The organism is Nocardioides pollutisoli (assembly GCF_040045055.1).
Lineage (GTDB): Bacteria > Actinomycetota > Actinomycetes > Propionibacteriales > Nocardioidaceae > Nocardioides > Nocardioides tweenelious.
In genome coordinates, this window is record NZ_JBDZDU010000002.1 from 51130 (window position 1) to 77236 (window position 26107).

The 26107-nt window shown below is 70.7% G+C and carries 26 protein-coding genes; 15 read left to right on the top strand and 11 right to left on the bottom strand.

Annotation, left to right across the window (positions count from 1 at the left end; genetic code table 11):
• Positions 1–8 precede the first annotated feature (8 nt).
• From ABLE68_RS18285 to ABLE68_RS18310, 6 genes are all read left to right on the top strand, one after another.
• Positions 9–494 carry a MarR family winged helix-turn-helix transcriptional regulator gene (locus ABLE68_RS18285; RefSeq protein WP_348873356.1) on the top strand — a complete coding sequence of 162 codons (486 nt, stop codon included), beginning with the start codon at positions 9–11 and terminating at the stop codon, positions 492–494.
• Positions 495–558: 64 nt separating this feature from the next.
• Positions 559–1662: a sodium:calcium antiporter gene (locus tag ABLE68_RS18290; RefSeq protein ID WP_348873357.1), complete on the top strand. Its 1104-nt coding sequence runs from the start codon at positions 559–561 to the stop codon at positions 1660–1662.
• Positions 1663–1762: 100 nt separating this feature from the next.
• A complete protein-coding gene (locus ABLE68_RS18295) occupies positions 1763–2194 on the top strand; it encodes a CBS domain-containing protein (protein ID WP_348873358.1) in 432 nt (143 codons plus the stop codon).
• A 47-nt stretch (positions 2195–2241) separates the two neighbouring features.
• Positions 2242–2574, top strand: a complete 333-nt coding sequence (locus tag ABLE68_RS18300) for a cupin domain-containing protein (RefSeq protein ID WP_348873359.1) — start codon at positions 2242–2244, stop codon at positions 2572–2574.
• Positions 2575–2926: 352 nt separating this feature from the next.
• Entirely contained in the window at positions 2927–4735 is a 1809-nt protein-coding gene (locus ABLE68_RS18305; protein WP_348873360.1) for a 1-acyl-sn-glycerol-3-phosphate acyltransferase, read from the top strand.
• A gap of 10 nt (positions 4736–4745) precedes the next feature.
• Positions 4746–6170 carry an HAD-IB family hydrolase gene (locus ABLE68_RS18310; protein ID WP_348873361.1) on the top strand — a complete coding sequence of 475 codons (1425 nt, stop codon included), beginning with the start codon at positions 4746–4748 and terminating at the stop codon, positions 6168–6170.
• A 3-nt stretch (positions 6171–6173) separates the two neighbouring features.
• Here ABLE68_RS18310 and glsA read toward each other — a convergent pair whose 3' ends face one another.
• Together glsA and ABLE68_RS18320 are read right to left on the bottom strand one after the other, a co-directional pair.
• Positions 6174–7202 carry a glutaminase A gene (gene glsA, locus ABLE68_RS18315; protein ID WP_348873362.1) on the bottom strand — a complete coding sequence of 343 codons (1029 nt, stop codon included), beginning with the start codon at positions 7200–7202 and terminating at the stop codon, positions 6174–6176.
• A 55-nt stretch (positions 7203–7257) separates the two neighbouring features.
• Complete coding sequence (locus ABLE68_RS18320; protein WP_348873363.1) at positions 7258–7980, bottom strand: hypothetical protein; 723 nt, start codon at positions 7978–7980, stop codon at positions 7258–7260.
• 59 nt (positions 7981–8039) lie between these two features.
• Here ABLE68_RS18320 and ABLE68_RS18325 point away from each other — a divergent pair, with 59 nt between their 5' ends.
• The 5 genes from ABLE68_RS18325 (at position 8040) to ABLE68_RS18345 (ending at position 12803) form a co-directional block, all read left to right on the top strand.
• Complete coding sequence (locus ABLE68_RS18325; RefSeq protein ID WP_348873364.1) at positions 8040–8891, top strand: sensor histidine kinase; 852 nt, start codon at positions 8040–8042, stop codon at positions 8889–8891.
• Entirely contained in the window at positions 8891–9067 is a 177-nt protein-coding gene (locus tag ABLE68_RS18330) for a DUF1059 domain-containing protein (RefSeq protein ID WP_348873365.1), read from the top strand. The genes ABLE68_RS18325 and ABLE68_RS18330 overlap by 1 nt, the downstream gene beginning before the upstream one ends.
• A 20-nt stretch (positions 9068–9087) precedes the next feature.
• Positions 9088–9810 carry a precorrin 6A synthase gene (locus ABLE68_RS18335; protein WP_348873366.1) on the top strand — a complete coding sequence of 241 codons (723 nt, stop codon included), beginning with the start codon at positions 9088–9090 and terminating at the stop codon, positions 9808–9810.
• 88 nt (positions 9811–9898) lie between these two features.
• Positions 9899–11047 carry an NDMA-dependent alcohol dehydrogenase gene (locus ABLE68_RS18340; RefSeq protein ID WP_348873367.1) on the top strand — a complete coding sequence of 383 codons (1149 nt, stop codon included), beginning with the start codon at positions 9899–9901 and terminating at the stop codon, positions 11045–11047.
• Positions 11048–11090: 43 nt separating this feature from the next.
• Positions 11091–12803, top strand: coding sequence for a hypothetical protein (locus ABLE68_RS18345; RefSeq protein ID WP_348873368.1), 1713 nt, complete (start codon positions 11091–11093; stop codon positions 12801–12803).
• A gap of 9 nt (positions 12804–12812) precedes the next feature.
• Here ABLE68_RS18345 and ABLE68_RS18350 read toward each other — a convergent pair whose 3' ends face one another.
• Positions 12813–14237 (bottom strand): PepSY-associated TM helix domain-containing protein, encoded by a 1425-nt coding sequence (locus ABLE68_RS18350; RefSeq protein WP_348873369.1) that lies wholly within the window; start codon positions 14235–14237, stop codon positions 12813–12815.
• A 76-nt stretch (positions 14238–14313) separates the two neighbouring features.
• Positions 14314–15006: a hypothetical protein gene (locus ABLE68_RS18355; protein WP_348873370.1), complete on the bottom strand. Its 693-nt coding sequence runs from the start codon at positions 15004–15006 to the stop codon at positions 14314–14316.
• Between the two features lie 87 nt (positions 15007–15093).
• Between ABLE68_RS18355 and ABLE68_RS18360 the strand changes: the two genes are divergently transcribed.
• Together ABLE68_RS18360 and ABLE68_RS18365 are read left to right on the top strand one after the other, a co-directional pair.
• Positions 15094–15615 carry a SigE family RNA polymerase sigma factor gene (locus tag ABLE68_RS18360; RefSeq protein ID WP_348873371.1) on the top strand — a complete coding sequence of 174 codons (522 nt, stop codon included), beginning with the start codon at positions 15094–15096 and terminating at the stop codon, positions 15613–15615.
• Entirely contained in the window at positions 15612–16223 is a 612-nt protein-coding gene (locus ABLE68_RS18365; protein ID WP_348873372.1) for a hypothetical protein, read from the top strand. The genes ABLE68_RS18360 and ABLE68_RS18365 overlap by 4 nt, the downstream gene beginning before the upstream one ends.
• A gap of 4 nt (positions 16224–16227) precedes the next feature.
• On the opposite strand, the gene ABLE68_RS18370 is transcribed toward ABLE68_RS18365, so the two are convergent.
• The 7 genes from ABLE68_RS18370 to ABLE68_RS18400 form a co-directional block, all read right to left on the bottom strand.
• Positions 16228–16692: a methyltransferase family protein gene (locus tag ABLE68_RS18370; RefSeq protein WP_348873373.1), complete on the bottom strand. Its 465-nt coding sequence runs from the start codon at positions 16690–16692 to the stop codon at positions 16228–16230.
• A complete protein-coding gene (locus ABLE68_RS18375) occupies positions 16674–17330 on the bottom strand; it encodes a Type 1 glutamine amidotransferase-like domain-containing protein (protein WP_348873374.1) in 657 nt (218 codons plus the stop codon). Before ABLE68_RS18375 ends, ABLE68_RS18370 begins: the two co-directional genes overlap by 19 nt.
• A gap of 115 nt (positions 17331–17445) precedes the next feature.
• A complete protein-coding gene (locus ABLE68_RS18380) occupies positions 17446–18627 on the bottom strand; it encodes an HNH endonuclease signature motif containing protein (protein ID WP_348873375.1) in 1182 nt (393 codons plus the stop codon).
• Between the two features lie 342 nt (positions 18628–18969).
• Positions 18970–19881 (bottom strand): haloalkane dehalogenase, encoded by a 912-nt coding sequence (locus ABLE68_RS18385; protein WP_348873376.1) that lies wholly within the window; start codon positions 19879–19881, stop codon positions 18970–18972.
• Positions 19878–20762 (bottom strand): SCO6745 family protein, encoded by an 885-nt coding sequence (locus ABLE68_RS18390; RefSeq protein ID WP_348873377.1) that lies wholly within the window; start codon positions 20760–20762, stop codon positions 19878–19880. The genes ABLE68_RS18385 and ABLE68_RS18390 overlap by 4 nt, the downstream gene beginning before the upstream one ends.
• Positions 20759–23314: a sulfatase-like hydrolase/transferase gene (locus ABLE68_RS18395; protein WP_348873378.1), complete on the bottom strand. Its 2556-nt coding sequence runs from the start codon at positions 23312–23314 to the stop codon at positions 20759–20761. Before ABLE68_RS18395 ends, ABLE68_RS18390 begins: the two co-directional genes overlap by 4 nt.
• Complete coding sequence (locus tag ABLE68_RS18400; protein WP_348873379.1) at positions 23311–23745, bottom strand: SRPBCC family protein; 435 nt, start codon at positions 23743–23745, stop codon at positions 23311–23313. Before ABLE68_RS18400 ends, ABLE68_RS18395 begins: the two co-directional genes overlap by 4 nt.
• A gap of 55 nt (positions 23746–23800) precedes the next feature.
• On the opposite strand from ABLE68_RS18400, the gene ABLE68_RS18405 reads away from it, so the two are divergent.
• Together ABLE68_RS18405 and ABLE68_RS18410 are read left to right on the top strand one after the other, a co-directional pair.
• Complete coding sequence (locus tag ABLE68_RS18405) at positions 23801–25564, top strand: arylsulfatase (RefSeq protein ID WP_348873380.1); 1764 nt, start codon at positions 23801–23803, stop codon at positions 25562–25564.
• The gene (locus tag ABLE68_RS18410; RefSeq protein ID WP_348873381.1) at positions 25561–26106 is read left to right on the top strand and encodes a LamG domain-containing protein; all 546 of its coding nucleotides are present in this window, start codon (positions 25561–25563) and stop codon (positions 26104–26106) included. Before ABLE68_RS18405 ends, ABLE68_RS18410 begins: the two co-directional genes overlap by 4 nt.
• Position 26107: the final 1 nt, after the last annotated feature.

Below are 26107 nucleotides of genomic sequence, written 5' to 3' on the forward strand. Positions count from 1 at the left end.
AGCCGACCATGGTCAAGGCAGCACCAGCCCGGGATCCTGCGATGGCCGAAGCGGCCGAGGCCTTCATCACCGCCAGTCGCGCTCTGGTCGGCATCGCTATCCGTTCGATCAACGCCGCATCCGCCGACATCACGCTTCCGCAGCACCGCGTGTTGGTGGTGCTGGCAGCCGACGGGCCACAGGGGATCAGCCAGTTGGCCGACCAGTTGGGCATCGACCAGTCGAATGCGAGTCGGCTCTGTGACCGGCTCCAGCGACTCGGCCTGATCGCCCGGCAACGGTCGAGTACGGACGGTCGAGCCGTTCACGTCCACCTCACGTCTTCGGGAGCCAAGCTCCTGACGGAGGTGAACGCCCATCGACAGCGTGAGGTCGGGCGCATCTTGTCCACCATGCCTCGGCGAACGGTCGAGGCAGCCCTGCAGGCACTCACCGACTTCAATCAGGCCGCCCGCGAGGCCACCGAGCAGGAGTGGTCCGTGCATGAAGTTTGAGCGCAGCCGGGCCAAGGACTGATGTCCTGCTCACGCCGTATGAGACTTTGAGGAGATTGCAACGATGGATTCGCTGCCGATGTGGCTCTTGCTCACGACCTTCGTAGCGTCAGCCGGCGTCATCTGGGGCGCCGGCATCTTCCTTTCGGAGACCACCGACACCCTCGACACACGACTGCATCTCGGCAGTGCGTTCGGAGGGCTCATCGTGCTCGCAGTGGCCACGAACCTGCCCGAAGTCGCGATCACAGTCAGCGCGGCGTTGGCGGGGAACGTGGACATCGCCGTCGGCAACATCCTGGGCGGGATCGCCATCCAGACGGTGGTGATCGCGGTACTGGACATGCTCGGGAAGCGCGCGCCGGATGCAAAGCCGCTCACCTACCGGGCGGCCTCGCTCACCCTCGTGCTCGAGGCCCTCGTCGTCGTGGCCGTGCTCACGGTCGTCGTCGCGGGCAGCCAGCTGCCATCCAACCTGGTGGTCGCTCGGTTGACGCCGGACGTGATCCTGATCGCCATCTTGTGGGTGGTCGGGCTGCTCCTTGTCCAGCGCGCGGGCCGTGGCCTGCCGTGGCACCAGGGGGGAGAAGCGCCGGATGCGACCCCGCACCCGCAAGGGCATCGCACGCGTCACCGAAGCCACTCACAGGCGGCGGAAGCTTCGGGATCGGAGAAGGCACCAGACACCCAGCATCGGTCCACGCGCCGTACCGCGACCCTGTTCGCAGCAGCAGCTGTGGCCACGCTGGTCGCCGGGGTGACACTCGAGAAGTCAGGGGAGGCGGCCTCCTCACAGATCGGGCTCACCGGCGTCCTTTTCGGCGCCACGGTGCTGGCCCTGGCGACCTCCCTGCCAGAGATCTCCACCGGCCTCCAGGCGGTCCGTCAGGGCGACGACAACCTCGCGATCAGTGACATCTTCGGGGGCAACGCCTTTCTGCCAGTGCTCTTCCTCGTCGCAACCGTCATCTCCGGCAATGCGATTCTGCCGCGCGCCCGCGCCAGCGACATCTACCTCACCGCACTCGCCGCGTTGCTCACCCTCGTCTACGCGGTGGGACTCATCTTCCGGCCGCAACGGCGCGTCCTGGGCATGGGCGTCGACTCGATGAGCGTGTGCGTGCTGTACCTCGTCGGACTGGGCGGACTCATCGCCATCACACGATGACATCCAACGTAGGCGCCACGATCGATCAGATCCATCTGACCGGAGGCGCCCCGCCATCGCATCGCCGACTTCGTGCTTCACAACCCCGTGCGGGGATCACGTGACCACCCCGCCTTCCCGGATTCCCGACGAGTTGGCGAACCTGTGCGTCGCCGACGTGGTGCTGCGACTGCCCAAGATGATGCCCATCCACGCGCGTGTGCGGGACGCGCGAGCCGCATTGCGCGACCACCACGTCCACATGCTCCTGCTGACCGACCAAGGACGGCTGCGCGGCACTCTGACCCGTGGTGACATCCCAGATCACGCGGATGACATGGCCTTGTCACTAACGTATGCGGTGGTCGAGGGCCGCACTGTGAGCAGCGACCTGCCCGCGGAACAGGCACGACTACTCATGCTCAGTCGGGACCTGCGGCGGTTAGCGGTTGTCGACGCCGATGGCAGTCTTCTAGGTCTCCTGTGTCTGAACCGCAGGCACACTGGCTTCTGTAGTGACGAGGACGTCAACGCGCGCGGGACCGCGCCATAGTGAAGACGAACGGTCGCCTGCGTCAACACGCCTACGAGGAGATCCCCATGCAGAAGGAGTCATTGACGGCACTGGTCCGGCATCACCTGGAGACGGCCTCGAGCCAATCCAGCGGCCGCAGCGCCCACACGGTCTACGGCGGGCACGAGCATCTCCTGCGCCAGACCCTGATCGCCCTTCGTGCCGGCTCGAGGTTGGACGAACACGAGAATCCGGGCGAGGCGACTGTCCAGGTCTTGCACGGCCGCGTCACCCTCATCGCGGGCGACGATAGCTGGAACGGATCACCCGGCGATCTGATGATCATTCCCGACTCCCGGCACGCCCTTGAAGCGGTCGAGGACTCGGCCGTGCTGCTGACCGTCGCCCTGCGAAGCTGAGGAAGGATCCCAAACGACCGGTGCACGTTGAAGAAGCGACGGGCGCCGGCCGCGGGTCCTGTCCGACTCGGAGGTGGACGCTTACTAGTCGGAAACCCCGTCAGAACGGCGCAGATCCGAGCCCCTGCGAGCTAAGCCGCGCGAGCCGGCCACGAAGCGTCTTCGCAGGTCAGCACTACTTTCCGCGAAGAGCAGCAAGACAAGACCGCCTGCCTGCTTACCTTCAAGGGGTCGCAGGTTCAAATCCTGTCAGCCCGACCGGAGATCGATGAGTCCCGGATCCACGACTGTGGGTCCGGGACTCGTCTCGTTTCGGGAGCCTCGGGCGCGCCCGAGCGCCTAGGCTGCCCGGATGAGTGACGTCGATCACGAGCGCCGGGCCGTCGAGCTGGTGATGGGCACGACCCAGTACGCCGAGACGCTGGCCGCCCTCGTGGAGCGGACCGGGCGCACCGAGGCCGACCTGGCGGCGGACGCGCGGGTCGCCCTCGAGGAGATGGCGGCGTACGTCGACGAGTCGGCGTCGCGGCTGTGGGACCGGATGGGCCGGTGGCTGACGCGGTCCTACGAGGTCGACGTCGACACGAGCAGGATGGCCGAGCTGGCCGAGCTGGGACGCAAGCACTCGCTGGTGTTCCTGCCCAACCACCGCTCCTACCTCGACCCGCTGGTCCTGCGGTCGGCCACGGTCGGGCACGGCTTCCCCAGCAACTACACGCTCGGCGGCATCAACCTCGCGATGTGGCCGCTCTCGGAGCTGGGGAAGCGCAGCGGACTGATCTTCATCCGCCGCTCCACCCGCGACGACCCGGTCTACCCGGCGATGCTGCGCCTCTACCTCGGCTTCCTCCTGCGCCAGCACGCCAACCTGGAGTGGTACTTCGAGGGCGGCCGCACCCGCACCGGCAAGCTCCGGCCACCGCGGATGGGCGTGCTGCGCTACCTCGTCGACGCCTTCCGCGCCAACGGCGACGCCAGCGACGACGCCTACCTCGTGCCGGTCTCGATCGTCTACGACCAGCAGCACGAGGTGTCGGCGCTGTCGCGTGAGGAGAGCGGCGGGAGCAAGGCGCCCGAGAGCCTCGCCTGGCTCTACCGCTTCGCCCGCGCCCAGGGCCGTCGCCGCGGGCGGGCGCACGTGCGGTTCGGTCCGCCGCTGTCGTTGCGGGAGGCCCTGGCCGATGCCGGCTCGCGCGCCGACTCCAACGACCTCACCGCGGTCGTTCCTCGCGTCGCGTTCGAGGTTGCCCACCGCATCAACGCCGCCACGCCGATCACGCCGGCCGCCCTGGTGACCTTCGGGCTGCTCGACAACGACGGTCGCGCGATGACCCTCGCCGAGACGCTCGGCGTCCTCGAACCGCTCGTCGCCTACGTACGCCGCCGTCAGCTGCCGCTCACCGCCGACGTCGACCTCGGCCGCCCCGAGGGCCTGCGCAAGGCGCTCGCCACGCTGGTGCGCGAGGGCGTCGTGATCGAGTACGCCGGCGGGCTCGAGCCCGTCTACGCGATCGCGCCCGACCGGCAGCACGAGGCGGCGTTCTACCGCAACACGGTGACCCACTACTTCATCGACCGCGCGATCCTCGAGGTGGCGCTCGTCCAGGCGGCCGCCGATGACGCCTCGTCCAGGGCCGAGGTCGTCGCCGCCACCTGGGAGCGAGCCCTCGCACTGCGCGACCTGCTCAAGTACGAGTTCTTCTTCGCGACCAAGCGGGAGTTCGACGCGCAGCTGCGCTACGAGACCGAGCTGGTGCGTCCCGGCTGGGCCGAGGAGGACTCCACGCTGAGCGAGATCACCGAGCTGCTCTCGGACACCCACCTGCTGCTCGCGCACCGGGTGATCGGCCCGTTCCTGGAGGCCTACTCCGTCGTGGCCGACCGGCTGGTCACCCGTGAGCCGGCGGCGCCGTTGGACGCCGACGGACTGGTCGCCGAGAGCCTCGGGGTCGCTCATCAGCGCTGGCTGCAGCAGGACCTCCACTCGCCGGAGTCCATCTCCAAGGACCTCATGGGCGGAGCGCTCAAGCTGGCCGGCAACCGGGACCTCCTCGGCCCCGGTGGCGACGAGCTCCGCCAGGCCCGCCAACGCTTCGCCGACGAGCTGGGCGCAGCCGTCGACGCCATCGCCGAGGTGCGATCCCTCGCCCTGAAGGACTGACGGAGGAACCGTGGCCGACATCGACGACCTCCTCGCCGCCGTCGCGGACGGACCGCAGGGTCCGACCGTGGGCGCGTTCTTCGACTTCGACGGCACCCTGATCCACGGCTACTCGGCGGCGCTCTACTTCCGGCAGCGGCTGGCCAGCAGGGAGATGGGCCCGCAGGAGCTCCTCAGCACCCTGGTCGAGGTCTTCAACATGCAGCAGCGCGGCCACGACGTGACGCGCCTGGTCGGGGTCGGTCTCGGAGCCCTGCGCGGCATGGCCGTGACCGACCTGGAGGAGATGGGGCAGCAGCTCTTCCGGACCCGGATCTCGGGCGAGCTCTACCCGGACGCACGTCGGCTCGTCCTGGCGCACCTCCGCGCCGGTCACACGGTCGCGCTCGCCTCGTCGGCCACCAGGTTCCAGGCCCAGGCGGCGGCCGAGGACCTCGGGATCGAGCACCTGCTCGTCACCGAGGTCGAGGCCCTCGACGGCATCGTCACCGGCCAGGTCGACGGACCGATCCTCTGGGGGCCTGGCAAGGCAGCCGCCGTGGAGGCCTTCGCCGAGGAGCAGGGGCTGGACCTCAGCGAGTCCTACGCCTACGGCAACGGCGGCGAGGACGTGCTCTACCTGGAGACGGTCGGCCGACCTCGCCCGCTCAACGCCGACAGCACCCTGACCCGGGCGGCGGAGGAGCGCGGCTGGTCCGTGCACCGGCTCCACCACCAGCGACGCCTCACCCCGCTCAACGTCGTCCGCTCGGCGGCCTCCTTCGCGGGGCTGGCGGCGGGAGTCGGCGCCGGACTGGGGATGGGGTTGCTCAACCGGGACCGGCGTACGGCGCTCACGGTCGCCGCCGCGATCGGCTCCGAGCTCGCCCTCGCCGCCGCCGGCGTCTCGCTGGAGGTCGACGGCCAGGAGAACCTCTGGACCTCGCGCCCGGCGGTCTTCGTCTTCAACCACCAGAGCCAGCTCGACGTCGTGGTCCTCGCCGCCCTGCTGCGCCGCGACTTCACCGCCGTCGCGAAGAAGGAGCTCGCCAAGGACCCGTCGTTCGCGGCGATGGGCTGGCTCGCCGACGTGGCGTACGTCGACCGCACCGACTCGGTCGCGGCCCGCGAGGCGCTCGCACCGGCGCTCGAGAGCCTCGAGTCGGGGACCTCGTTGGTGATCGCTCCCGAGGGCACCCGCTCGCCCACGCCACGGGTGCTGCCCTTCAAGAAGGGCGCGTTCCACCTGGCGATGCAGGCCGGGGTGCCGATGGTGCCGGTGGTCATCCGCAACGCCGGCGAGATCATGCCGTCGCGGTCGATGATCCTCACGCCCGGGACCGTGCAGGTGCGGGTGCTCCCGCCCGTGTCGACCGCCGACTGGACGGCTGACAACCTCGACGAGCAGGTGGCGCTGGTCGAGAGGATGTACGCCGACACCCTGGACGACTGGTAGCGGTCAGGAGGGGTGCGCGGCAGGCACCGAGGCGAAGAGGTTGAGCCCGAGGCGCTCGGCGAGGTACTTCGTCGCGAGCTGGCCGCGCACGCTGTTGCCAGCGGCATCCAGGGGCGGTGAGTACGTCGCCAGGCCACCCTTGCCGGGCGCCACGGTCACGATGGCGCCACTGACGCCGCTCTTGCCAGGCACCCCGATCTGGTAGAGCCAGTCGCCCGACAGCTCGTACAGGCCGGCGCTGGCCATCACGGCGAGCACCCGGCGGCAGACCCCGGGTCCGATCACGGTCTCGCCCGTCACCGGGTTGACGCCGCCGTTGGCGAGCGTCGCCGCCATCACGGCGAGGTCGTGCACGGTGACCTCGAGCGAGCACTGCCGGGTGTAGACGTCGGTCGTCTCGTCCGGGTCGAAGTAGAGCCGCTCGTAGCTCTTCAGCAGGTGGGCGATGCCCTGGTTGCGCAGGTTGGTGGCCGACTCGGACGCGTAGACCTCGTCACTCATCGTGAGCTCGCGACCCGCGAAGGCGGAGAGCCGCTGCCGGATCGCGTCCCACTTCTCGTCGGCAGTCGCGCCCGGGGCCAGGCTGGTGGTGGCGATGGCCCCGGCGTTGACCAGCGGGTTCATCGTCCGCTGGTCGTTGAGCTCGACCGCCATCAGCGAGTTGAAGGGGAACCCGGTGCTGTTGACCCCGAGGCGGACGCGCGCCTCCTCGTAGCCGAGGGTGTCGCAGACCAGCGCGAACACGAAGGGCTTGGACACGCTCTGGATCGAGAAGCGCGTGTCGATGTCGCCGATCTCGAACGACTGGCCCCACGGGTTCACCACCGCGATGCCGAAGAGGTCCGGCGAGGCATCCGCCAGCGCCGGGATGTAGTCGGCGACGGCGCCGCCGTCCTCGTGCCGGTAGCGCTCGTAGACCTCGGTGACGAGCGCCCGGATCTCCGGGGGCTCGGGCAGGTCACCGGTGGACACCCGCGAGGGGGCTGCCTCCTCGTCGAAGGGGAGGTCCTGGTTCATCGGCAGGCCGGTCATGGCGTCAGCGGCCCGCCGCGTTCGAGGTCACGTCCGCGATTGAAGCACTCGGGCGTCAGTCCTCGACCGGAAACGCGGCGAGGACCCTGGCCTCATCGGCCTTGCTCTTGGCGAGCGCGTCCTTCAGCGCCGCCCGGCTGGTCGCCGTGAGGTGGTCGTCTGCGAGCGCCTCGGTCAGGTTGGCGACCTCGTCGGTGTAGCCGGGCACGGTGTCGACGAGCCCGTCGGCGTACGGCGCCCCCGCCCCCTCCGGGTCCAGCGCCAGCACCTTGGTGAGCAGCGAGGCCCGACGATCCAGTCCCGTGCTCAGCGTCTGCACGAGGGCCGCGATGGTCGTGGTGTTGGTGACCCGGTCGAAGAGCCCGGCCACCTCGGTGATCACCACCTGGTCGACGTTGAGCGTCGCCAGCGCGCTGTCCGGTCCGGCCGTGGTCTCGGCCTCGGTGTCCGGGGGAGGTGCGGCGTCCATCTGCCGCACCGTGGCGAGGGTGGCGCGGACGACGTTGAGGCCGGTGGCGGTCAGCGCCTTCGCCGCCGCCGTCGGGTTGCGGTCGTCGACCTCCGCATTGGCGCGGCCGAGCGAGTCGAGGACACGGGTGAGGGCAGCGTCGACGCGGCTCGGGAGGATCACCTCGGGGTCCAGGGGCTGTGCCGCGGGGGCGAGGGAGGCCGACGTGGTGGCGCCGGTCGTGGAGTTCGTGGCGACCAGCAGGGAGCTGGCCGTGATCACGGCGCACGCCGTCAGCGCGAGCCTGGTCGAGATCGAGGGAGTCACCATGTCTCAGTGTCCGGCCGTCGCCGGGTCAGGTCCACCTCCCTCGGGCCGATGGGGAGGACGTGGCTCAGACCAGACCGACCCTGCTGAGCGGTGGCCGCGCCGACGAGCCGACGGACCCGCGCGTCGCCGCGGTGCTCGAGGTGCTCGCCGGGAGCTCGACCACCGAGGTCGCCGTCCGGTGGTCGGTCGACCCGGCGTTGGTACACCGCTGGGTGCGCGCCTTCGTGGACGCCGGGACCGCCCAGGTGACCAATCGGCCCGACCCGGAGGCGGCCAGCCAGCGCGACCGGTTCCTGGCCGCTTTCGCCCACGAGCTGCGGACGCCGCTCACCGTCGCCCAGGGCTGGGTGGCGATGCTCGCGGAGGACGACGTGCCTCCCGCGGCCCTGGGTCGCACCGTCGGGAAGCTCGAGGACGCACTGCGGCGCCTGGCCGACCGGATCGTCGACGTCGAGCTGCTCGCCTCCGCCTCGCTCGGGTTGCTCCGCCTCGAACCGGAGCGGGTGACGGTCGGTGAGCTGACCGCCGGGCTCGTGGGGCTCACGGAGGTCGGCGGGGAAGGACCCGACGTCGAGGTGCTCGTGGACCCGGAGATGTTCCGCCTCGTGCTCCGCGACTCGTGGCTCGCCTGGCAGTCACGACCGGCGCCCCGGTCGCTCCGCCTCGAGGTCGTGCTGGTCGCCCCCTGGGTCGAGCTCCGCCTCGTCCGCGACGCCGATCCGATCGACACCGACGTGCTCCAGGCGCTGTTCGAGCCGTTCGACCTCAACGACGACGGCACCGGCGTGACCATCGGCATGTATCTCGCCCGAGCCCTGGTAATCGCTCATGGAGGCACCCTCGGTGTCGATCAGGACCAGGCAGGTGCCGTGCTCTGGATACGGCTGCCTCATCGACCGAAAGGGACCTGATGTTCAAGCTCGCCTGTGGAGACGTCATGCCGGGTTGCTCCGCCCGCTTCGAGCACACCGACCGCGGCCAGATGCTGGCCCAGGTCGCCGGCCACGCCGCCGACGCGCACGACATCCACGAGATCACCCCGTCGGTGCTCGCAGCCGTCGAGAGCCAGATCGCCTTCGTCGCCTGATCCGGTGAGACCCTGGTCCGGTGAAGCGGATCAGGGTCATCGGCGTCGGTCCCGGCGATCCGGACCAGGTGACCGTGGAGGCGATCCGAGCGATCCGCGAGGTCGACTACTTCATCGTCAACGACCGGTCGGGTCGTGGCGGGATGCCCGACCCGCTGGTCCACGCCCGCGAACGGCTGCTGGACCAGCACCTCGGCCACGAGCCCGTCATCGTGCGGATCAGCGGCCCGGACGAGGGTGTGGCGGCGTACGAGGCGGCTCTCCTCGCCCACGACGGCGTGGCGGGCTTCCTCGTCTGGGGCGACCCGGCGTTCTACGACTCCGCGCTCCGGACCATCCGCGAGGTCGGTGAGCAGGGCGAGGTCGACCTCGAGGTCGACGTCGTCCCCGGCATCTCCAGCATCCAGCTGCTGGCCGCCCGCCACCGCCTGGTGCTGCAGGAGGTCGGGCAGCCGCTGCACATCACCTCCGGGCGCCTGCTGCACGAGGCGATCGCGCAGGGCCAGGACAACGTCGTGGTGATGCTCAACCGGGTCATCGCACTCGACGACCTGCCCGTCGACGTCGGCGACTGGTCGATCTGGTGGGGCGGCAACCTCGGTACGGCGACCGAGGAGCTGGTCGCGGGTCGGGTCTCCGAGGTGCTCCCGGAGATCGAGGCTGCCCGGGCCCGCCTGACGTCCGGAGCCGGCTGGGTGATGGACATCTACGTCCTGCGGGCACCGACTTCTGGCGACTTGTGACGGTTTTCACGCAGAGCGCTGACACCCGGCGTCCGGGGGACTACCGTGCAGGGAGAACACGTTCTACTTCTGCCAGGAGAGAGATCAGATGAAGACTCGCGCCGCCATCTTGTGGGAGCCGCACACCGACTGGAGTGTGGAGGACATCGAGCTCGACCCGCCCAAGCGCGGCGAGATCCTCGTCAAGCTGGCCGCCTCCGGGCTCTGCCACTCCGACGAGCACCTGGTCACCGGTGACATGGTGCTCGACCCGGAGCTCGCCGAGGCCTTCGGCCTCAAGCAGTTCCCGGTCATCGGTGGTCACGAGGGCGCCGGCGTCGTCCAGGAGGTCGGCCCGGGGACCACGGAGTTCGAGGTCGGCGACCACGTCGTCTTCAGCTTCATCCCGTCCTGCGGCAAGTGCCCGTCCTGCTCGACGGGCCAGCAGCACCTCTGCGACCTGGGCGCCTTCCTGCTCAGCGGCATGCAGCTCAGCGACTTCTCCTACCGCCACCACGCCAAGGACGGACGCGACCTCGGCATCATGGTCGGGCTCGGCACCTTCTCGCCGTACACCGTCGTCAACGTCGACAGCGCCGTGAAGATCCGCAAGGACGTCCCGCTCGAGAAGGCCGCGCTCGTCGGCTGCGGCGTGACGACCGGCTGGGGCTCCTCGACGTACGCCGCCGACGTGCAGTCCGGCGAGACCGTGGCCGTCATGGGCCTCGGCGGCATCGGCATGAGCGCCGTGCAGGGTGCGGCCATGGCCGGCGCCCGGTTCGTCGTCGCGATCGACCCGGTCGACTGGAAGCGCGAGAAGGCGCTGACCCTCGGCGCGACCCACACGGCGGCGTCGATGGCCGACGCGCAGCCGATGATCAACGAGATCACCAACGGCGCGATGGCCGACAAGGCGATCCTCGCGGTCGGCCTGGCCACCGGCGACCTGATCGCGCCGATGATGAGCCTGGTCAAGAAGGCCGGTCGCGGTGTCGTCACCTCGGTCGCCAACATGATGGCCGACGACGTGAAGCTCAACCTCTTCGAGATGTCGATGATGCGCAAGGAGCTGGTGGGCTGCATCTTCGGCAACGCCAACCCGCGCTACGACATCCCGCGCCTGCTCGACCTCTACATGGACGGCAAGCTCAAGCTCGACGAGATGGTGACCACCGAGTACACCCTCGACGAGATCAACCAGGGCTACCAGGACATGCGCGACGGCAAGAACATCCGGGGCCTGATCCGCTACGAGTGACCCCCAGCCGTGACCTGACGTCCACCCCGTAGGGTTTTCCGTAGTGGAGACCTGGGGTGGACGTCTGCGTCGGCTGGTCCTCGCCGTGCTCGCGTACGGCGCGGTCGCGGCTGTCGTCTGCCTGCCGATCGCGGCCGAGCAGTCTGTCGAGGACGCGCGGTTCCAGGACCGGCTGGGCACCCTGCCGGTCGAGGTCTCGCTCGCCCGCAACGGCGTCTCGACGCTCGACACCGGCGTGCTCGGTCGCCTCTACTGGGAGCGCACCGGCGTCGGCGGGTTCGGCGCCTCGCTGCGTGCCACCGGCCCGCCCGAGGCGGGCGGCACCCTCACGTCGTACGTCACGCCGAAGTTCCTGCGCGCCAACACCGAGCTGGTCAACGACCCCGGCGAGGTCGCCCGGATCTATGGCGGCGAGCTGCGCAACGCGGTGCTCCACCACCTGCTCTGGTACACCCTCCTTGCGGCGCTGGTCGGCGGGCTGGTGCTCACGGCGGTCTCCCGCGGGCGACCGCCGCCGATGCCTCCCTGGGCCGACACGACCCGCCGCCAGGTGGGCCTGGTCGCAGTCGGGCTGGTCGTGTGCCTGGCGCTGTCGACGCTGATCGCGCGACAGCTCTTCATCGGCTGGGCGGGCAGCGACGAGATCGGCACGACCTACGCGATGCCGGGGGTCGACCGGCTCTCCTTCAGCAGCCCGCAGGCGCGCGAGGTCGCCCAGCAGATCCAGCCCTTCGTCGAGAAGAACACCACGCGCATCGACGAGCAGGCGGCGGCGTACGAGGACACCGCCAAGGCCTCGCTGGACACCACGATCCCCGCGCACGCCGACGGACTCCGCCCGCGCTCGGACGAGCGTGTGGTGCTGGCGGAGGCGGACCCGCAGGGCAGCCTGGTGGCGACCAAGGTCCGCACCGCGCTCTACCCGCTGCTGCAGGAGACGCTCGGCGAGGACGCGATCGCCCTGCGCACCATCTCCGGCGACGTGAGCTCCAACGGCGCCGTCGCGGAGAAGGGGTTCATCGCCCTCGAGTCCGCCGCCAGCCCCGGGATCCCGGTGGTGGCGGTCAAGGGCGACCACGACTCCGACACGACCGTCGACCAGCTGCGCGACGACGACGTCCAGGTGCCCGACCTCGAGACCGTCGACGCCGGCGACCTGGCGGTGTCGGGCGCTGCGGACCCGGCGTTCAAGACCCTGTTCGGCGGGCTCGTCACCAACGACTCCGGCACGTCGGAGGAGGACATCGGCAAGGCGCTGCGCAAGGCGGTCGACCCCGACCTCGCCGGCATCGTGCTGCTCCACCAACCGCGTGCCGTCGACGGCTACCTCGGCATCGATGGTCGCTCCGACCTGGACGCCACCGCCGGGCACCTGACGACGCCGTGGGACGACGGCATCCCCGACGTGCCTCCGGGGTCGGTCAACTACGGGCACCTCCACGACCCCGACGGTCCGTGGGTCCTCTGGAACACCGACGGCGACGAGGTGACCTGGACGGTCGTGAGCCAGCTCGGCACCGCGGGCGGGGTGCTGGAGACGCCGACCTTCAACCGGTTCTCGACGCCGTTCTCCACCCCGCTCAAGCCGATCACCGTGCAGCTGCAGTACGTGAACACGAAGTCGGGCCTGCAGACCGGCTACGCGTCGATCCAGATCAGCACCGACGGCACGGTCACGGTCCAGGACCGGATCAGCCTCGGCCTGCCGGGCGGCCAGCCCGCCCCGCGCGACAGCCTGCGGCTGTCGGCGGGGTGAGCCGACGGCTCAGGTGGTGCTGAACCACCGCCCGAGTGCCGGGACCCGGCGCAGGACCAGCTGGTCGAGCGCGAGCACCGCGACCAGGGAGAGTCCGAAGAGCGGCAGGAAGATGCCGAGCGCGACCAGGAGGACGGCGAGGACGGGCGTCGCCCGGACCGGCATCCGCCCGCGCGGCGCACCGAGCTGGGCGGCTCCGCGTGGTCGTCGACGCCACCACATGAGCGGTCCGCTCAGGCACATGAAGATGATCGCGACGCACATGAGCGCCGAGCCCCAGAAGGACCAGAGGCCGAGGCTGCGGCCCTCGTGCAGGCCGATGCCCTGCGCGACGACCTTGGCGAGCGCCGGGTAGTCGTCGTAGCCGTACGTCGACACCACCTGCCCGCCGTACCTGTCGACGTGGACGGTCTTCTCGTCCGACGGCGCGTCGAAGGCGTAGCCGATCACCGAGTAGACGCCCGACCGGTCGTCCGCAGCGGGCAGGGCGACGGTCATCGGGTGGCGAAGCCCGGCCTCGTCGGCGACCTCGATCGCCGTATCGGCGTTGGCGACGCTGCGCTCCCCGTCGGCCGGGGGCGTGGACGACGGCACGTCGGAGTCGCCCATCGCCCACGGCACGTCCTGGGCGTGGCTGTGGGGGAGCGACTCGTCGAGGGTCGACGACGGGTTGCTCTGGGCGCCCGGGTCGAGGCTCCGCAACGACGTCCCGTGACCGCTCACGAGCGACTGCACCTGGGCGCCCCAGAACCCCGTCCACGGCAGACCGGTCACCAGGAGCGTCAGCAGGCCGACCCCCACGAAGGCACCGACCAGACCGTGACGCTGGCGCAGCCGGTCCTTCGAGCGCCGCCGCGCGCGCCAGCCGCGCACGAAGAGGTAGTAGCCGGTGATCGCCATGACCACCGCCCAGCAGGCTCCGAGCTCGATCACGTGGTCGCCCCACGGGCCGGCCATCAGCTGGCCGTGCAGGCGGATCGCCGTGCCCGAGAGCGTCTTGTCGGGGTCGAGCGAGCCGAGCACCTCGGGACCGTAGGGGTTCACGTAGACGTCGCGGGCCGCGCCGTCGGCCGTCTCGATGGAGAACACGGTCGGGCTGTGGTCGTTCTTGGGCTCGGTGAACGACACGATCGTCGATCCCGGGTAGCCGTCGTCGACCACGGCGATCTGCTGCAGGTAGGGCTGCGCCAGGGCGTTGGACGGCGGGTCGACCTGCATCAGGTCGGGGTGCATCAGGGGCTCGAGCTGGAAGCGGAACAGGTAGATCAGGCCCGTGCTGGCCAGGAGCAGCAGCACGGGGATCACCAGGAAGCTGGCGAAGAAGTGCCAGCGCCACACGGCGCGGAACCAGCCGCTGCTGCTCCGCCTCCGAGGTCGGGAGCCGGGCGGTCGGTCGGGCTGGGGTTCGCGCGCAGGCGCGAGTACGTCGGTCAAGGGTCTCTCCTCACGAGGTCGGCGCAATGCCGAGTGCCGGGCGGCACGAGGCCGTCCGGTGGGTGGGTGCAGTGGGTCAGGCTGCGAGGAGAGGTGGCCCGCGCCGTGAGGCGGGCCGGACGAGCCAGAGCGAGCGGGGGCCGGGGAGATCGCGGACCGCGGCGTACGACGCGAGCGTGGTCGGCGCGACGCGGGCCGGGACCAGCGCCCAGGCCGCGAGCAGGACCCGGCGCCCGGTCAGGGCGAGGATGGTCCAGAGGTAGCGCTCACCGCGGGCGAGCCAGAGTCCGACGAGGGCGGCCGCGACCAGGTGGGCGACCATCATCGGCGCGTGGGCCGACATATCGTTGATCAGGTGGCCGACCGGGAGGGTCGGCGACAGGGGCTGCTGGCCGGCCATGCCCTGGTAGGCGTCCTGGAGCGAGCCGACGCGGTGGCCGTCGACGACGGGCAGCGACCCGACGCCGGTGGGGCGAGCGACCGCGGTCGTGACTCCCGGGTCACCACGGTGGCCGGACGTCACCGACAGCACGAGGTGGATCACGGTCTGCCCACCGACCAGCATCGCCACCAGCCGGAGGGGCCCCGCGGGTCGGTTGAGCACCGGGACGCTGAGCAGCACGGACAGACCGAGGAGCGCGGTGAGGAACAGCGGCCCCGGCAGCAGGCCGTCTGCCGTCACGTGGCCGGCCACGCCCAGGAAGAACGAGATGGCGCCCACGCCGAACGCGCGTGCCCACAGCACGCACGGATCCATCCGGGCCTCCATGCGCGGCATTCTGTCATGGGCGGATGGAACCGCGGGGACGGCTCAGGGACTCGTAGTGGACAGAAGATCATTCGACGAAGGACGACCATGAAGCCAGACGAGGACGACTACCGGGCGTTCGTCGACGCTCGCTACGCGCGCCTGGTGCGGGCAGCAATCCTGTTCGGCTGCCGTGAGCAGGATGCGGAGGACGCGGTCCAGGACGCGCTGATCCGCTGCTACGGCGCGTGGGGCCGGGTGTCGGCCGCGGACGACCGCGATGCCTACGTCTACCGGGTGCTGGTCAACGGCATCACCCGCGGTCGGCGCCGCAAGTGGCGCGGCGAGGTGCCCTACCAGGACCTGCCCGAGCCGACCCCGAGCGACGACCCAGCCGCCACGGTGTCGCTGAGCCAGAGCATCCGGGCGTCACTCGATCGACTGGGTCCCGAGCAGCGGCAGGTCCTGGTCCTGCGCTACTTCGCCGACCTCACCGAGGCCCAGATCGCGACCGTCCTGCGCATCGCCCCTGGGACGGTCAAGAGCCGAGCGTCGCGAGCCATCGCGACGCTGTCCGAAGACGAGTCACTCAGTGACCTCATCGCCCGAACGCACGAGGAGAAGTCATGATCGACGAACGTGAGGTGGCCGACCTGCTGCACGCAGCGACCGAGGACGTCTCCGTCCCGGTGGCGCCGGCCCGTGAGCTCGCCGCGTCCGGCATCAAGCGGCGCCGCCGCCGGCTCGCCGGAGCGGGCGCCGCTGCGGCGGTCGTGGCAGTCGTAGCAGTCGCCGTGCCCGTGGTGCTGAGCTCGGACTCGTCGGGGGAGGACGTGCCCGTGACCGACCCGACCGTGCCCGGCGCCTCCTGCGTCAACCCGGTGCCGACCCGGGTCCTGCCCGAGTGGGCACGGAGCGGCTTCACCGACCCGCGCCCCCGGATGCCGTACGTGCTCGGTGACGACGGTGACATCGTCGCCATCCTCTTCGCCCAGCCGCTGACCAGCCCGCCGTCGGCCGACCACAACAACAAGATCCTGTGGGTCTCGCCCGACGCAGACGGTTCGTCGCTGCACATCACCGCGACGCTCCAGGACGGGTCGACGAGCGTGACGCGCGTGGTCGACGGCGGACCGGGTCCGTCCATCATCGACCTGCCGAAGTCGGGCTGCTGGCACTTCGACCTGCAGTGGGCGAGCAGCACCGACAGCCTCGACCTCGCCTACGTGGCGCCCTAGGCCACTAGAGCCAGCGCCGGACGCGCCGCCGGTAGTCGTCGTACGGCGCACCGAACCGCTCGTGCAGGAAGCGCTCCTCCGGCAGGATCGCGCCCCACAGCACGAGCAGCACCGCAACGGGGAAGAGGGCGAGGCCCCAGAACGTCGGCGCCAGCAGCGCAAGCGCGAGGTAGAGCCCGAGCAGACCGACATAGAGCGGGTTGCGGGAGAGCCGGTAGGGCCCCTCCGCGATCATCGACTGCGTGGCCTGGCCCGGGAGCAGGCCCGTCTCGTGCCGCGCGAACAGCCACAGCGACCAGCCGTTCCACACCGCGAACAGCCCCACGAGCACCCACCCGACCGGCACCCGCCACGCGCCGAGGTCGACCGGGTCGCCCCACAGCAGGGTGACGATCCAGCCGGCGAGCAGGGGCGCGCCGATCGCGACCGGCGGCCAGAGCCGGAACGCGACTACGCGAGGAGCTTCCACTGCCCCTCGGACACGACGTCGACCACACCGTCGACCACCCGGATCGCGGACTGGTCGTCGAGGGCGTACGCCGGACCGCCGATCTCCTCCACCCACTGCTCGGCCGCGGCGAGGGTGTTGTCCGGGAAGACGTCCAGGTGGGGGAAGATCGAGAAGTCGACGACCCCCAGCGTGCGGTCGTCGGGCGCGCCGCTCCACTCGACGAACAGGTCGCCGATCCGTGGCGTCATCACCATGCTGCCGGCGCTCACCCCGACCCAGACCGTCTCGGTCAGTGACGGCAGGAGGTCGGCCAGCCCGGACTCCCGCATCCAGTGGCAGAGGTACGTCGCGTCGCCGCCGTCCACCAGCAGGACGTCGGCGTCGCGCACCCACGGGACCCAGCGCTCCGCGCCGGTCGTGGGCAGCGCGGTCAGCTCGAGCAGCCCGACCGACTTCCAGCCCATCCCGGCCAGGAGCCAGGGTGGTCCGCCGACGACGAAGCCCCGCGCGCCCACGGGACCGCACATCGGGTGGCCCCACTGGGCGGTCGGGACGCAGAGGGCGGTGGCCTCCTCGATGGGCTTGCCGAGCATCTCGACCAACGCGGCCTCGATGGACGGGTTCGTGACGCCGCCGGAGGTGAGCAGGAGCTTCAAGGGTGCCTCGATCCAGTGCCGGGAGGTGGATGCGGATACGGACCTGGGATCACCGTAGGACTCATCGCTCGGCCTGGGCACGGCTGTGGCCCCGCCGGCGGCGGGGTGTGGGGCGTCAGGTTCTTCGGAGGTAGGTCTGCCCGAGGGGGCCGGTCCATTCGAACGTGGTGGGTCCGAGGCGTTCGTAGGTCCAGCCGCCGTGGGTCTTGTGGCGGTGGTGCCGGCGGCACAACGGGACGAGATTCAGGGAATCGGTCGGGCCTTCGGGCCATTCGACGGTGTGGTCGAGGTCGCAGCGTCTCGATGGTCGTTCGCAGCGGGGGAAGACGCAGGTGGGGTGGGTCTGGATCACCTGCTCGCGCAGCCTGTCGGTGGGTTCGTACCTGTCGGTGTGGAGGTGCTCGTTCAGATCCAACACCGGGCGGATCGTGACGCGGGTGTGCTCCTGCTGGCACCACTCGCCGAGCTGCTCGACCGTGATCCACGACCCCGTGTTGTCGACCCGGACGAGGCCGTCGGTGCTCGAGGTGTCGTGGTGGGCGTGGATCACCAGCTCGCGGGCGATCCCGTCGCCGAGGTGTCCCAGCGCCATGGACCGGCGGACGTCCAGGGACAGGTGCGGGTGGTGTCCGAGGAGGTCGTGGGCCTTCGCGGCGACCTGGGCTTCGAAGGCCAATGCGTCGGCGAGGTCGGTGGTGGCTTCGATGTAGACGAGCCCGTCGGTGGTGACATCGCCCAGCCTGATGTCGACGTGGCGGTGTTCTGCTTGCTCGGCTCTTCTGGCTTCTGCTTCGTCGGGGTCGTAGAGGTCGCGGGCGTGCTGGACGGCGCGGTCGATCTGGGCGTAGGAGCACCGGTGGGCGACGGGTGCGACGTGGGTGTCGACGAACCCGGCGGCGTCCTCGGACAGCCCGATGGTCCTCGTGGCGATCTGGCGGGCCTTCCAGACCGGCACTTGCCCGCGCATGACTCGCGACCAGAGGCGGGGGAGGCGGTAGCGGGTCTCGACGGCGTCACCGAGGTACCGCTTCCCGGCGTCGGTGGACATGCCGAGGGCGAGGGCTAGTTCGGCGACGCAGAACTCGGCGACGAGCGGTGCGCCGGGGCCGGCGATCGCGAGCTCGTCCTCGGTCCCGTCGACCATCGCGGCCTTCCACACCGACTCGGCGGGGTGCATGACCGCCCACTCCACCGCGAGGCGGAACTTGTCGATCTCCAGCTCAGTGATCGACGACTGCACGTCACGGACAGCGTCGAGGACCCCGGTCGGGGAGTCGATCGCTGTCGTCGTGGTCATGGTTCAAGCCAAGCACTGACCACCGACAGTCGGGTGCTCAGAACCCTGTGTTTGACCGGGATTTGGACACTTTTGAAAAGTTCTTCTGCGGTCGTCGTCACCGGTTGGCTGCGGGGGTTTCGAGACGGTCGCTGCGCGACCTCCTCAACCACCGGTTGCCTCCCGCAGGCCGGGAAGCAACCGCAACGAGAAGCGCGCCGTACCCCGTAAATGCCTGTCGGCGCCCAACCACCAGCGGTCCGCAGCCAACGCACATTGCCCTGCGTTGGCTGCGGGGGTTTCGAGACGGTCGCTGCGCGACCTCCTCAACCAACGGAGGGGTGCGGTCGCTGCGCGACCTCCTCAACCGTCGGCGGCGACGAACGTTGCCAGCAGGCGGGCGATCTCGGGGCCCTGGTCCTCCTGGAGGAAGTGGCCGCCGCCGGTGATGGTCGTGTGCGGCTGACCGGCGGCACCGGCCACGTGGTCCTGGAACCAGCGCTCGCCACCACCGGTGATGGGGTCGCTGTCGGAGAAGAGCGTGAGGAAGGGCTTGTCCCACGCAGCCAGGACCTCCCGAGCCGCGATGTTCGCCGACGTGGCCGGGTCGTCGGGACGGGTGGGGACGAGGGTCGGGAAGATCCGGGCGCCGGCCTTGTAGCTGTCGTCCGGGAAGGGTGCGTTGTAGGCCGCCACGACCTCGGCCGGGAGCGGGTTCACCACCCCCATGCTGATGATCGCGCCGAGGTCGAAGTCGGGCGTCGTCTGGGAGAACGTCTGCCAGCCGAGGAACGCGTCGCTCATCGGCTCGTGCCCGGTCGGCAGTCCGGTGTTGCCGATCGCGACCCGGGCGAAGCGGTCCGGGTGCTCCGCGACGACGCGCAGGCCGACCAGCCCGCCCCAGTCCTGGCCGAAGAAGGTGATGTCGCGGAGGTCGAGCTCGTCGAAGAGGAGGCTGCGCACCCACTCGACGTGCCGCGCGTAGGAGTAGTCGTCGCGCTCGGCGGGCTTGTCGGAGCGCCCGAAGCCGACGAGGTCCGGGGCGATGCAGCGCAGCCCGGCGTCGACCAGCACCGGGATCATCGTCCGGTAGAGGTAGCACCACGACGGCTCGCCGTGCATGAGGAGCACGATCGGGCCGTCGGCCGGGCCCTCGTCGAGGTAGTGCATGCGCAGCGTGCCGCCGTCGCCGTCGGGCACCTCGGCGTAGTGCGGCGCGAAGTCGAAGCCGGGCAGCCCCTCGAAACGCTCGTCGGGTGTGCGGAGGACCTTCATGTCGTGCTCCCTTCGGGCGTACGGCGTTCGCGGGCGGCCGGCATCCACTCCGGTCCCGCGGTGGTGTCGATCCGGGCGACCAGGCGAGCGCCGACCGGCTCGACCAGGGCGAGGAACTGCTGGGTGCGCTGCTCGCCGAGGTGCTCCCACGCCCGGGTGGCGAGCCGGTTGGTCTGGTCCTCGATGGAGTCGCGCAGGGCGAGACCCGCGAGGTTGACCCGGCCGTCGTGCGCGAGGCCGCGCTCCTCGAGTCCGGCCATCGCGGCCGCGACCGCGGCGTCGTCGGCGCCGCGGCTGCGCGGGATCCACTCGTCGGGGTAGTTGAGCATCGCGTTGTGGAGCAGCCCGACCTGCGTGGAGCTCAGGTCGTGGGAGGCGAGGATCGCGAAGTGGGTGTCACCGCGCCACTCGCGGATGCAGTTGACCGCCAGCCAGGCGGACAGGAGCTGGTCGTCGGGACGCGGCTGCTGCCGGTGCGCGGCGAAGAGAACGCGCCCGGAGACGGGCAGGGCTTCGGCCGCCTCCCACAACGGGCTGGCCAGGTCAGCGAGACCGTCGCAGATCTCGGGGACGTGGGTGCGCAGCCCCTGGACGACCGCGGCGTCGCGCACCGCCGTGATCGCGGCGTACGACGTGCGCTCCTCGGCGAGCGCCATCGCGAACTCGATGAAGACCGGGCTGATCGAGTAGAAGGCCGCCGCCACCGCCTGGTGCCCGGCCGGCGCGAGCGGGGCGCAGCGGCTGGCGATGTAGTAGGTGCCGGGCACGTCGAGCCCGAGCTCGGCGCAGCCCTCGACCGCGACCGGGTCCCAGTAGATCCAGCCGACCAGCCGGTGCGACGCGAACGACGCCCGGGCGCTCAGGTCGATCCAGTCGGTCATCGCTCCGCCTGGTCCAGGACCAGCCGGACCATCTCGCGGGCGACCATCGGGCCGGCGTTCTGGTTCTGGCCGGTGACCAGGTTGCCGTCGACGACCCAGTGGTTGGCGAACGGGTCGCGGAAGCGGGTCGACGACTCGAAGAGCGCACCCGCCTTGCGCAGCTCGGTCTCCGGGTGCTTCGGCGTGGAGGTGATCTTGAGCTCGCGGACCTGCTTGTCCGTGACCGCAGAGACCCGTCGACCCTCGACCAGCGGCCGGCCCTCAGGGGTCGTGGCGTTCACCAGGCCGAGCGGACCGTGGCAGACGCCGCCCATGACCAGGCCGGCCGCGGCAGCGGCGGTCATCTGGGCAGCGAGCGGCTCGGAGTCGCCGAGGTCGAACGCCGCACCCCAGCCACCGGCCAGGTAGACGAGGTCGTAGTCGGTGACGTCCACGTCTGCGATGGCGAGGGAGTCCTGGAGCTTCGAGTGCAGGATGTCGTCGCCGAGGTAGCGGTCGTCGGCCTCGGTGCGGAGCACGGGCTTCATCGACATCGGGTCGACCGGGATCACGCCGCCGAGCGGGCTCGCGACGTCGACGTACATCCCGGCGTCCTCGAAGTAGTAGTAGGGCACCGTGAGCTCGGAGGCGAAGACTCCTGTGGGGGTGCCGTCGCCGAGGGTCGCGTGGTTGGTCGCGATCACCAGCGCGCGTCGACCAGGTGCCTCCTGCTGCACCGGAGCCGTGTCGTCCGGGTGCATGCCGAGGCGCTGGGCGAGCCGACGCAGGGCGCGGGCCGGCTTGGGCGGACGGACGAGCTCGGGCTCGCCCTGGCGGCGTGCGACGTAGGGCCACGGGGTGTTGCGCTCGGGGACCGATCGGCGCTGCTCCTCCTTCAACCGGAGCTGCAGCTGGGCGAAGACGTCGCGGCTGTCCGGGTCGTCCCACAGGTTGCGCGACTCGACCGGGTCGGCGTCGAGGTCGTAGAGCTCCCACTGGTCGGGGATCGGCTCGGTGCGGTACTCCGGACCCGCGGCCCCGTTGGCCGCGAGGTGCCGGCGGCCGGGCTCGGTCCAGGTGCCGGGGTCGTCGAACGTGCGCACGAGCTTCCAGAGATGGCCGTCCACCCGCGCCACGACGGCCTCGAAGTTGGCGGCGACGTGGGCGGCGACCTGGATCCGCAGCGGCGGCGGGGGATCGGCCTTGCGACCCAGCTGGCGGGCCAGCCCGGACAGGCCGGTGTCGCCCTCGAGCATGTTGTCGCGGGTGATCAGGTAGACCGCACGGTCCGCGTCGGCCGTCGTCGGGTCAGCGACGACCGGCATCAGGTCGCGGCCGGGCAGCGGGTGCACCTCGGTGAAGTGGTCGCGCAGGGTCGCGGCCGTGGCGGCCTCGTCGATGCCGGCGGCCGCGAGCAGGGTGGGCACGAGGTCGACGTGGGAGGTCGGCACGTCGGTCACGCGGGCAGCGGTCGTCGGCGCCCCGCCGACCTTCGCGACGATGAACGGGACGCGGGTGGCCTCGTCGTAGAGGTTGAACCACTTCTGGTGCAGGCCACCGTGGGCGCCGAGGAGGTCGCCGTGGTCCGACGTACGCACCAGGACCGCCTCGGTCGAGCCGGCGGTGACGGCGCGGCGTACGCGATCGAGCGGGCCCTCGACCTCGGCGTGCAGGCGGTAGTAGAGGTCGCGGTAGGCCTGCGCCTTCGCGCGGTAGATCCGACCGATCGCCGAGGGCGGGCCGTACGCCGACGGGTAGGACTCCCGGTAGGCGATCTGCGCGGCCGGCTTGAGGCTGAGGTCCTCGTTGGCGGTCGGCGCCTCGGTGACGTGCGGCGGATCGAGCGGGCCGGGCCCGATGGGCATCCGGCGTACCCACTTCGGGAAGAGCACGATGTCGTGGGGGTTCACGAAGCTGGCGACGAGCAGGAACGGCTTCAGCGCGTCGACGTCACCGGCCTCCCGGCGGGCGTAGCGGTCCTCGAGCCAGGCGACCAGCCGGTCGGCGATGAGCGGGTCCCGGCGCAGGCCGCTGTCGGAGAGGCTCGCGCCGTGCGGCTCTGGCCCCACCCACCCCGAGAAGCCGTACGGCGCGAGCGGGTCAGCGTCCAGGTAGGTGCGGACCGCGTCCGGCAGGACCTCGCCGGACGGTGTGTTGGTCTCGAGGCGACGCCCGTCCGCGTCGTGGAGGTCGGCGTGGCTGATGTGCCACTTGCCGTCGTAGTGGGTGTCGTAGCCGGCGGCGCGGAACCAGTTGCCGAGCGTCGGCACCTCGCCGCGGGGGAGCCAGCGCATCCGGCTGTCGTCCGCCGCCTTGCCGAGGCCGTCGGTCTGGGTGACGCCGTGGACGTCGGGGTAGTGGCCGGTGAAGATCGTGGGGCGCGACGGCACGCACGCGAGCGAGCCGGTGTAGTGCCGCTCGAAGGACACGCCGTTCTCGGTGAACCAGCGGGTGCCGGCCAGCGTGCGCTGCCGCCAGGCGGTCAGCTCCGCGCCCTCGTACGGCGGGGCCGCGCGCTCCTCGTCGGTCATCAGGATCACGACGTCGGGGCGACCGTGGGCTGACTGGGTCATCGCTGCTGCCTCCAGAGGTGGGACGCGAGGTCCTGGACCAGGTCCTCGTTGGCCTGGCCGACCTTGCCCGCGACGATCTTGGCGACCAGGGGACCGCCCCGGGTCTCGATGGCGCCGGTCAGGGTGATCGAGGTGCCACGGGCGTCGGGCTCGAGGGTCCAGGTGTTGCTGGCGGACTTCACGATCGCGGGCAGCCCGGCGATGTCGTAGGCGAGCCTGCTCCCGGGCTCCCAGGTCGTGACCGTCTCCCGCAGCGCCGAGCGACCGACCTGGACGCGGCGTACCGCACCCGGTCCGGGCGAGCCCGCGCTGAGGAGGCTGCTCTGCGAGACACCGTTCGCCCAGCGGCTGATGTCGGCAAAGCCGGCCAGCACGTCCCAGACCGCATCGACCGAGGCCTCCACCGACATCTGCGAGACCGTCGTCGTCATGAGGGAAGGTCTATCATTTGGCACAAGTCTTGCCAATAGTTGCTAGCGTCTGACCATGTCGTCGAGCCACCCCACGATCGGGCGCACGTTCGCCGACTCGTCGCCCGCCTTCCCGTCGCCCGTGCGTGCGCGCGAGGGCGCACCCAACGTCGTCTACGTCCTGTACGACGACCTCGGGTGGTCCGACCTCGGCTGCTTCGGCTCCGAGATCTCGACCCCGACGGCGGACCGGCTGGCCGCCGAGGGGCTGCGCTACACGAACTTCCACGTGACGCCGCTCTGCTCGCCGACCCGGGCCTGCCTGCTCACCGGTCAGAACCACCACGCGACCGGCATGGGCCTGCTCCCGAACTTCGCGATGGGCTACCCGGGCTACCGCGGCGAGCTGCACCACTCGACCGCGACGCTCGGGGAGATGGCGCAGAGCCAGGGCTACACGACCCTCGGGGTCGGCAAGTGGCACCTCACGCCGATGAACCAGTTCACCGGGGCCGGCCCCTTCGCCCAGTGGCCGCTCCAGCGCGGCTTCGACCGCTACTACGGCACCCCCGACGGGATGACGAACCAGTGGCGGCCGGACCTGATCGAGGACAACCACTGGACCGAGCAGCCCGACGACCCGGACTACCACTTCACCGCCGACATCGTGGACAAGGCGATCGGCTACGTGCACGACCAGCGCAACGGCGACGCCGAGAAGCCGTTCTTCCTCTACGTCGCGTTCTGCGCACCGCACTTCCCGCACCACGTGCCGAAGGAGTACGTCGACAAGTACGTCCCGGTCTTCGAGAAGGGCTGGGACGCCACTCGCGCCGACCGGCTCGCGCGCCAGAAGGAGCTCGGCCTGCTCGACGCCGACACCCCGCTGCCCGAGCGCAACCCCGGCGTACGCGCCTGGGACGACTACGCCCCCGAGGACCAGGCCGCGATGGTGCGGCTCCAGGCGGCGTACGCCGGGATGGTCGAGCACACCGACGAGCACCTGGGACGGCTGGTCGCCGCCCTCGAGGAGATGGGCGAGCTCGACAACACGCTCTTCGTGCTCTTCAGCGACAACGGAGCCAGCCAGGAGGGCGGCGAGGTCGGCTCGATGAACGCGGTGAAGTTCTTCACCGGCTACGACGCGCCCGAGCAGGAGCTCGCCGTCGTCCGCGAGCACCTCGACGAGATCGGCGAGGAGCAGTGGGTCAACACCTACTCCACCGGCTGGTCGATGGCCGGCAACACCCCGCTCAAGCGCTGGAAGCAGGACACCCACGGTGGCGGCGTGCGGTCGCCGTTGATCGTGCGGTGGCCCGGCGAGATCGCCGACCCCGGCGGGATCCGGACCCAGTTCCACCACGCCGTCGACGTCACCCCGACCGCGCTCGACGTGACGGGGATGTCCGCGCCCGCGTCCGTCAAGGGCGTCGAGCAGCGGCCGATGGACGGCGAGAGCATGCGCTACACGTTCGCCTCGGCGTCGACGCCGACCCGGCGGACCGTGCAGTACTTCGAGATGAACGGGCAGCGCGCGATCTGGCAGGACGGCTGGAAGGCCGTGGCCCACCACGAGCCGATGCTGAGCCCGGTCCTGGTGCTGACAGGTGAGGCCGAGAAGGTCACCGACTTCGACAGCGACCGGTGGGAGCTCTACCACCTCGACGAGGACTGGAACGAGGTCCACGACCTCGCCGACGAGCACCCCGAGCGACTCGCCGCGATGGTCGAGCTCTGGTGGGCGGAGGCGTCGCGCAACGACGTGCTGCCCCTCGGCGCGATCATCGGCGGCATGAACGGGCCGATCATCACCGGCAGGTACGACCAGGGTCCGCGATGAACGAGATGCGTCGCTGGACCCTGTACCCCGGGCCGAGTCGGCTCCCGGATGCGGCCGCCCCCGACGTACGGGGGCGGTCGCACTCGATCTCCGCAGAGGTGCTGCTCCGCGGTCCCGACGACGGGGGAGTGCTCCTCGCGCATGGAGATCGCACGGCCGGGTACTCGGTTCGCATCGCCGACGGACTCCTGATCCACCACTACGTCCACGGTGACGGCATCACCACCACGATCTCGACGAAAACGGTCCCCTGGGGGCGGGCCGTTGACGTAGGGGTGCGCATCGACCGACGTGCCGACGGGGGGACCGTCACGCTGCTGGTCGACGGGACCGAGGCAGGTTCCGGCGCACTGCCGGTGCTGGCTCGGGCCAGGACCGGATACACCGGCGTCGACGTCGGCTGCGACCGCGGCCTGACCGTCGGCGGCTACCCCTCTCCCGCCCGGTTCACCGGCCGGCTGTCGCGCGTCGTCGTCTCGGCCGAGGACGACCAGGTGCTCGACGACGCGTTGATGTGGGAGATCGCGGACGCCGCTGGGTAGC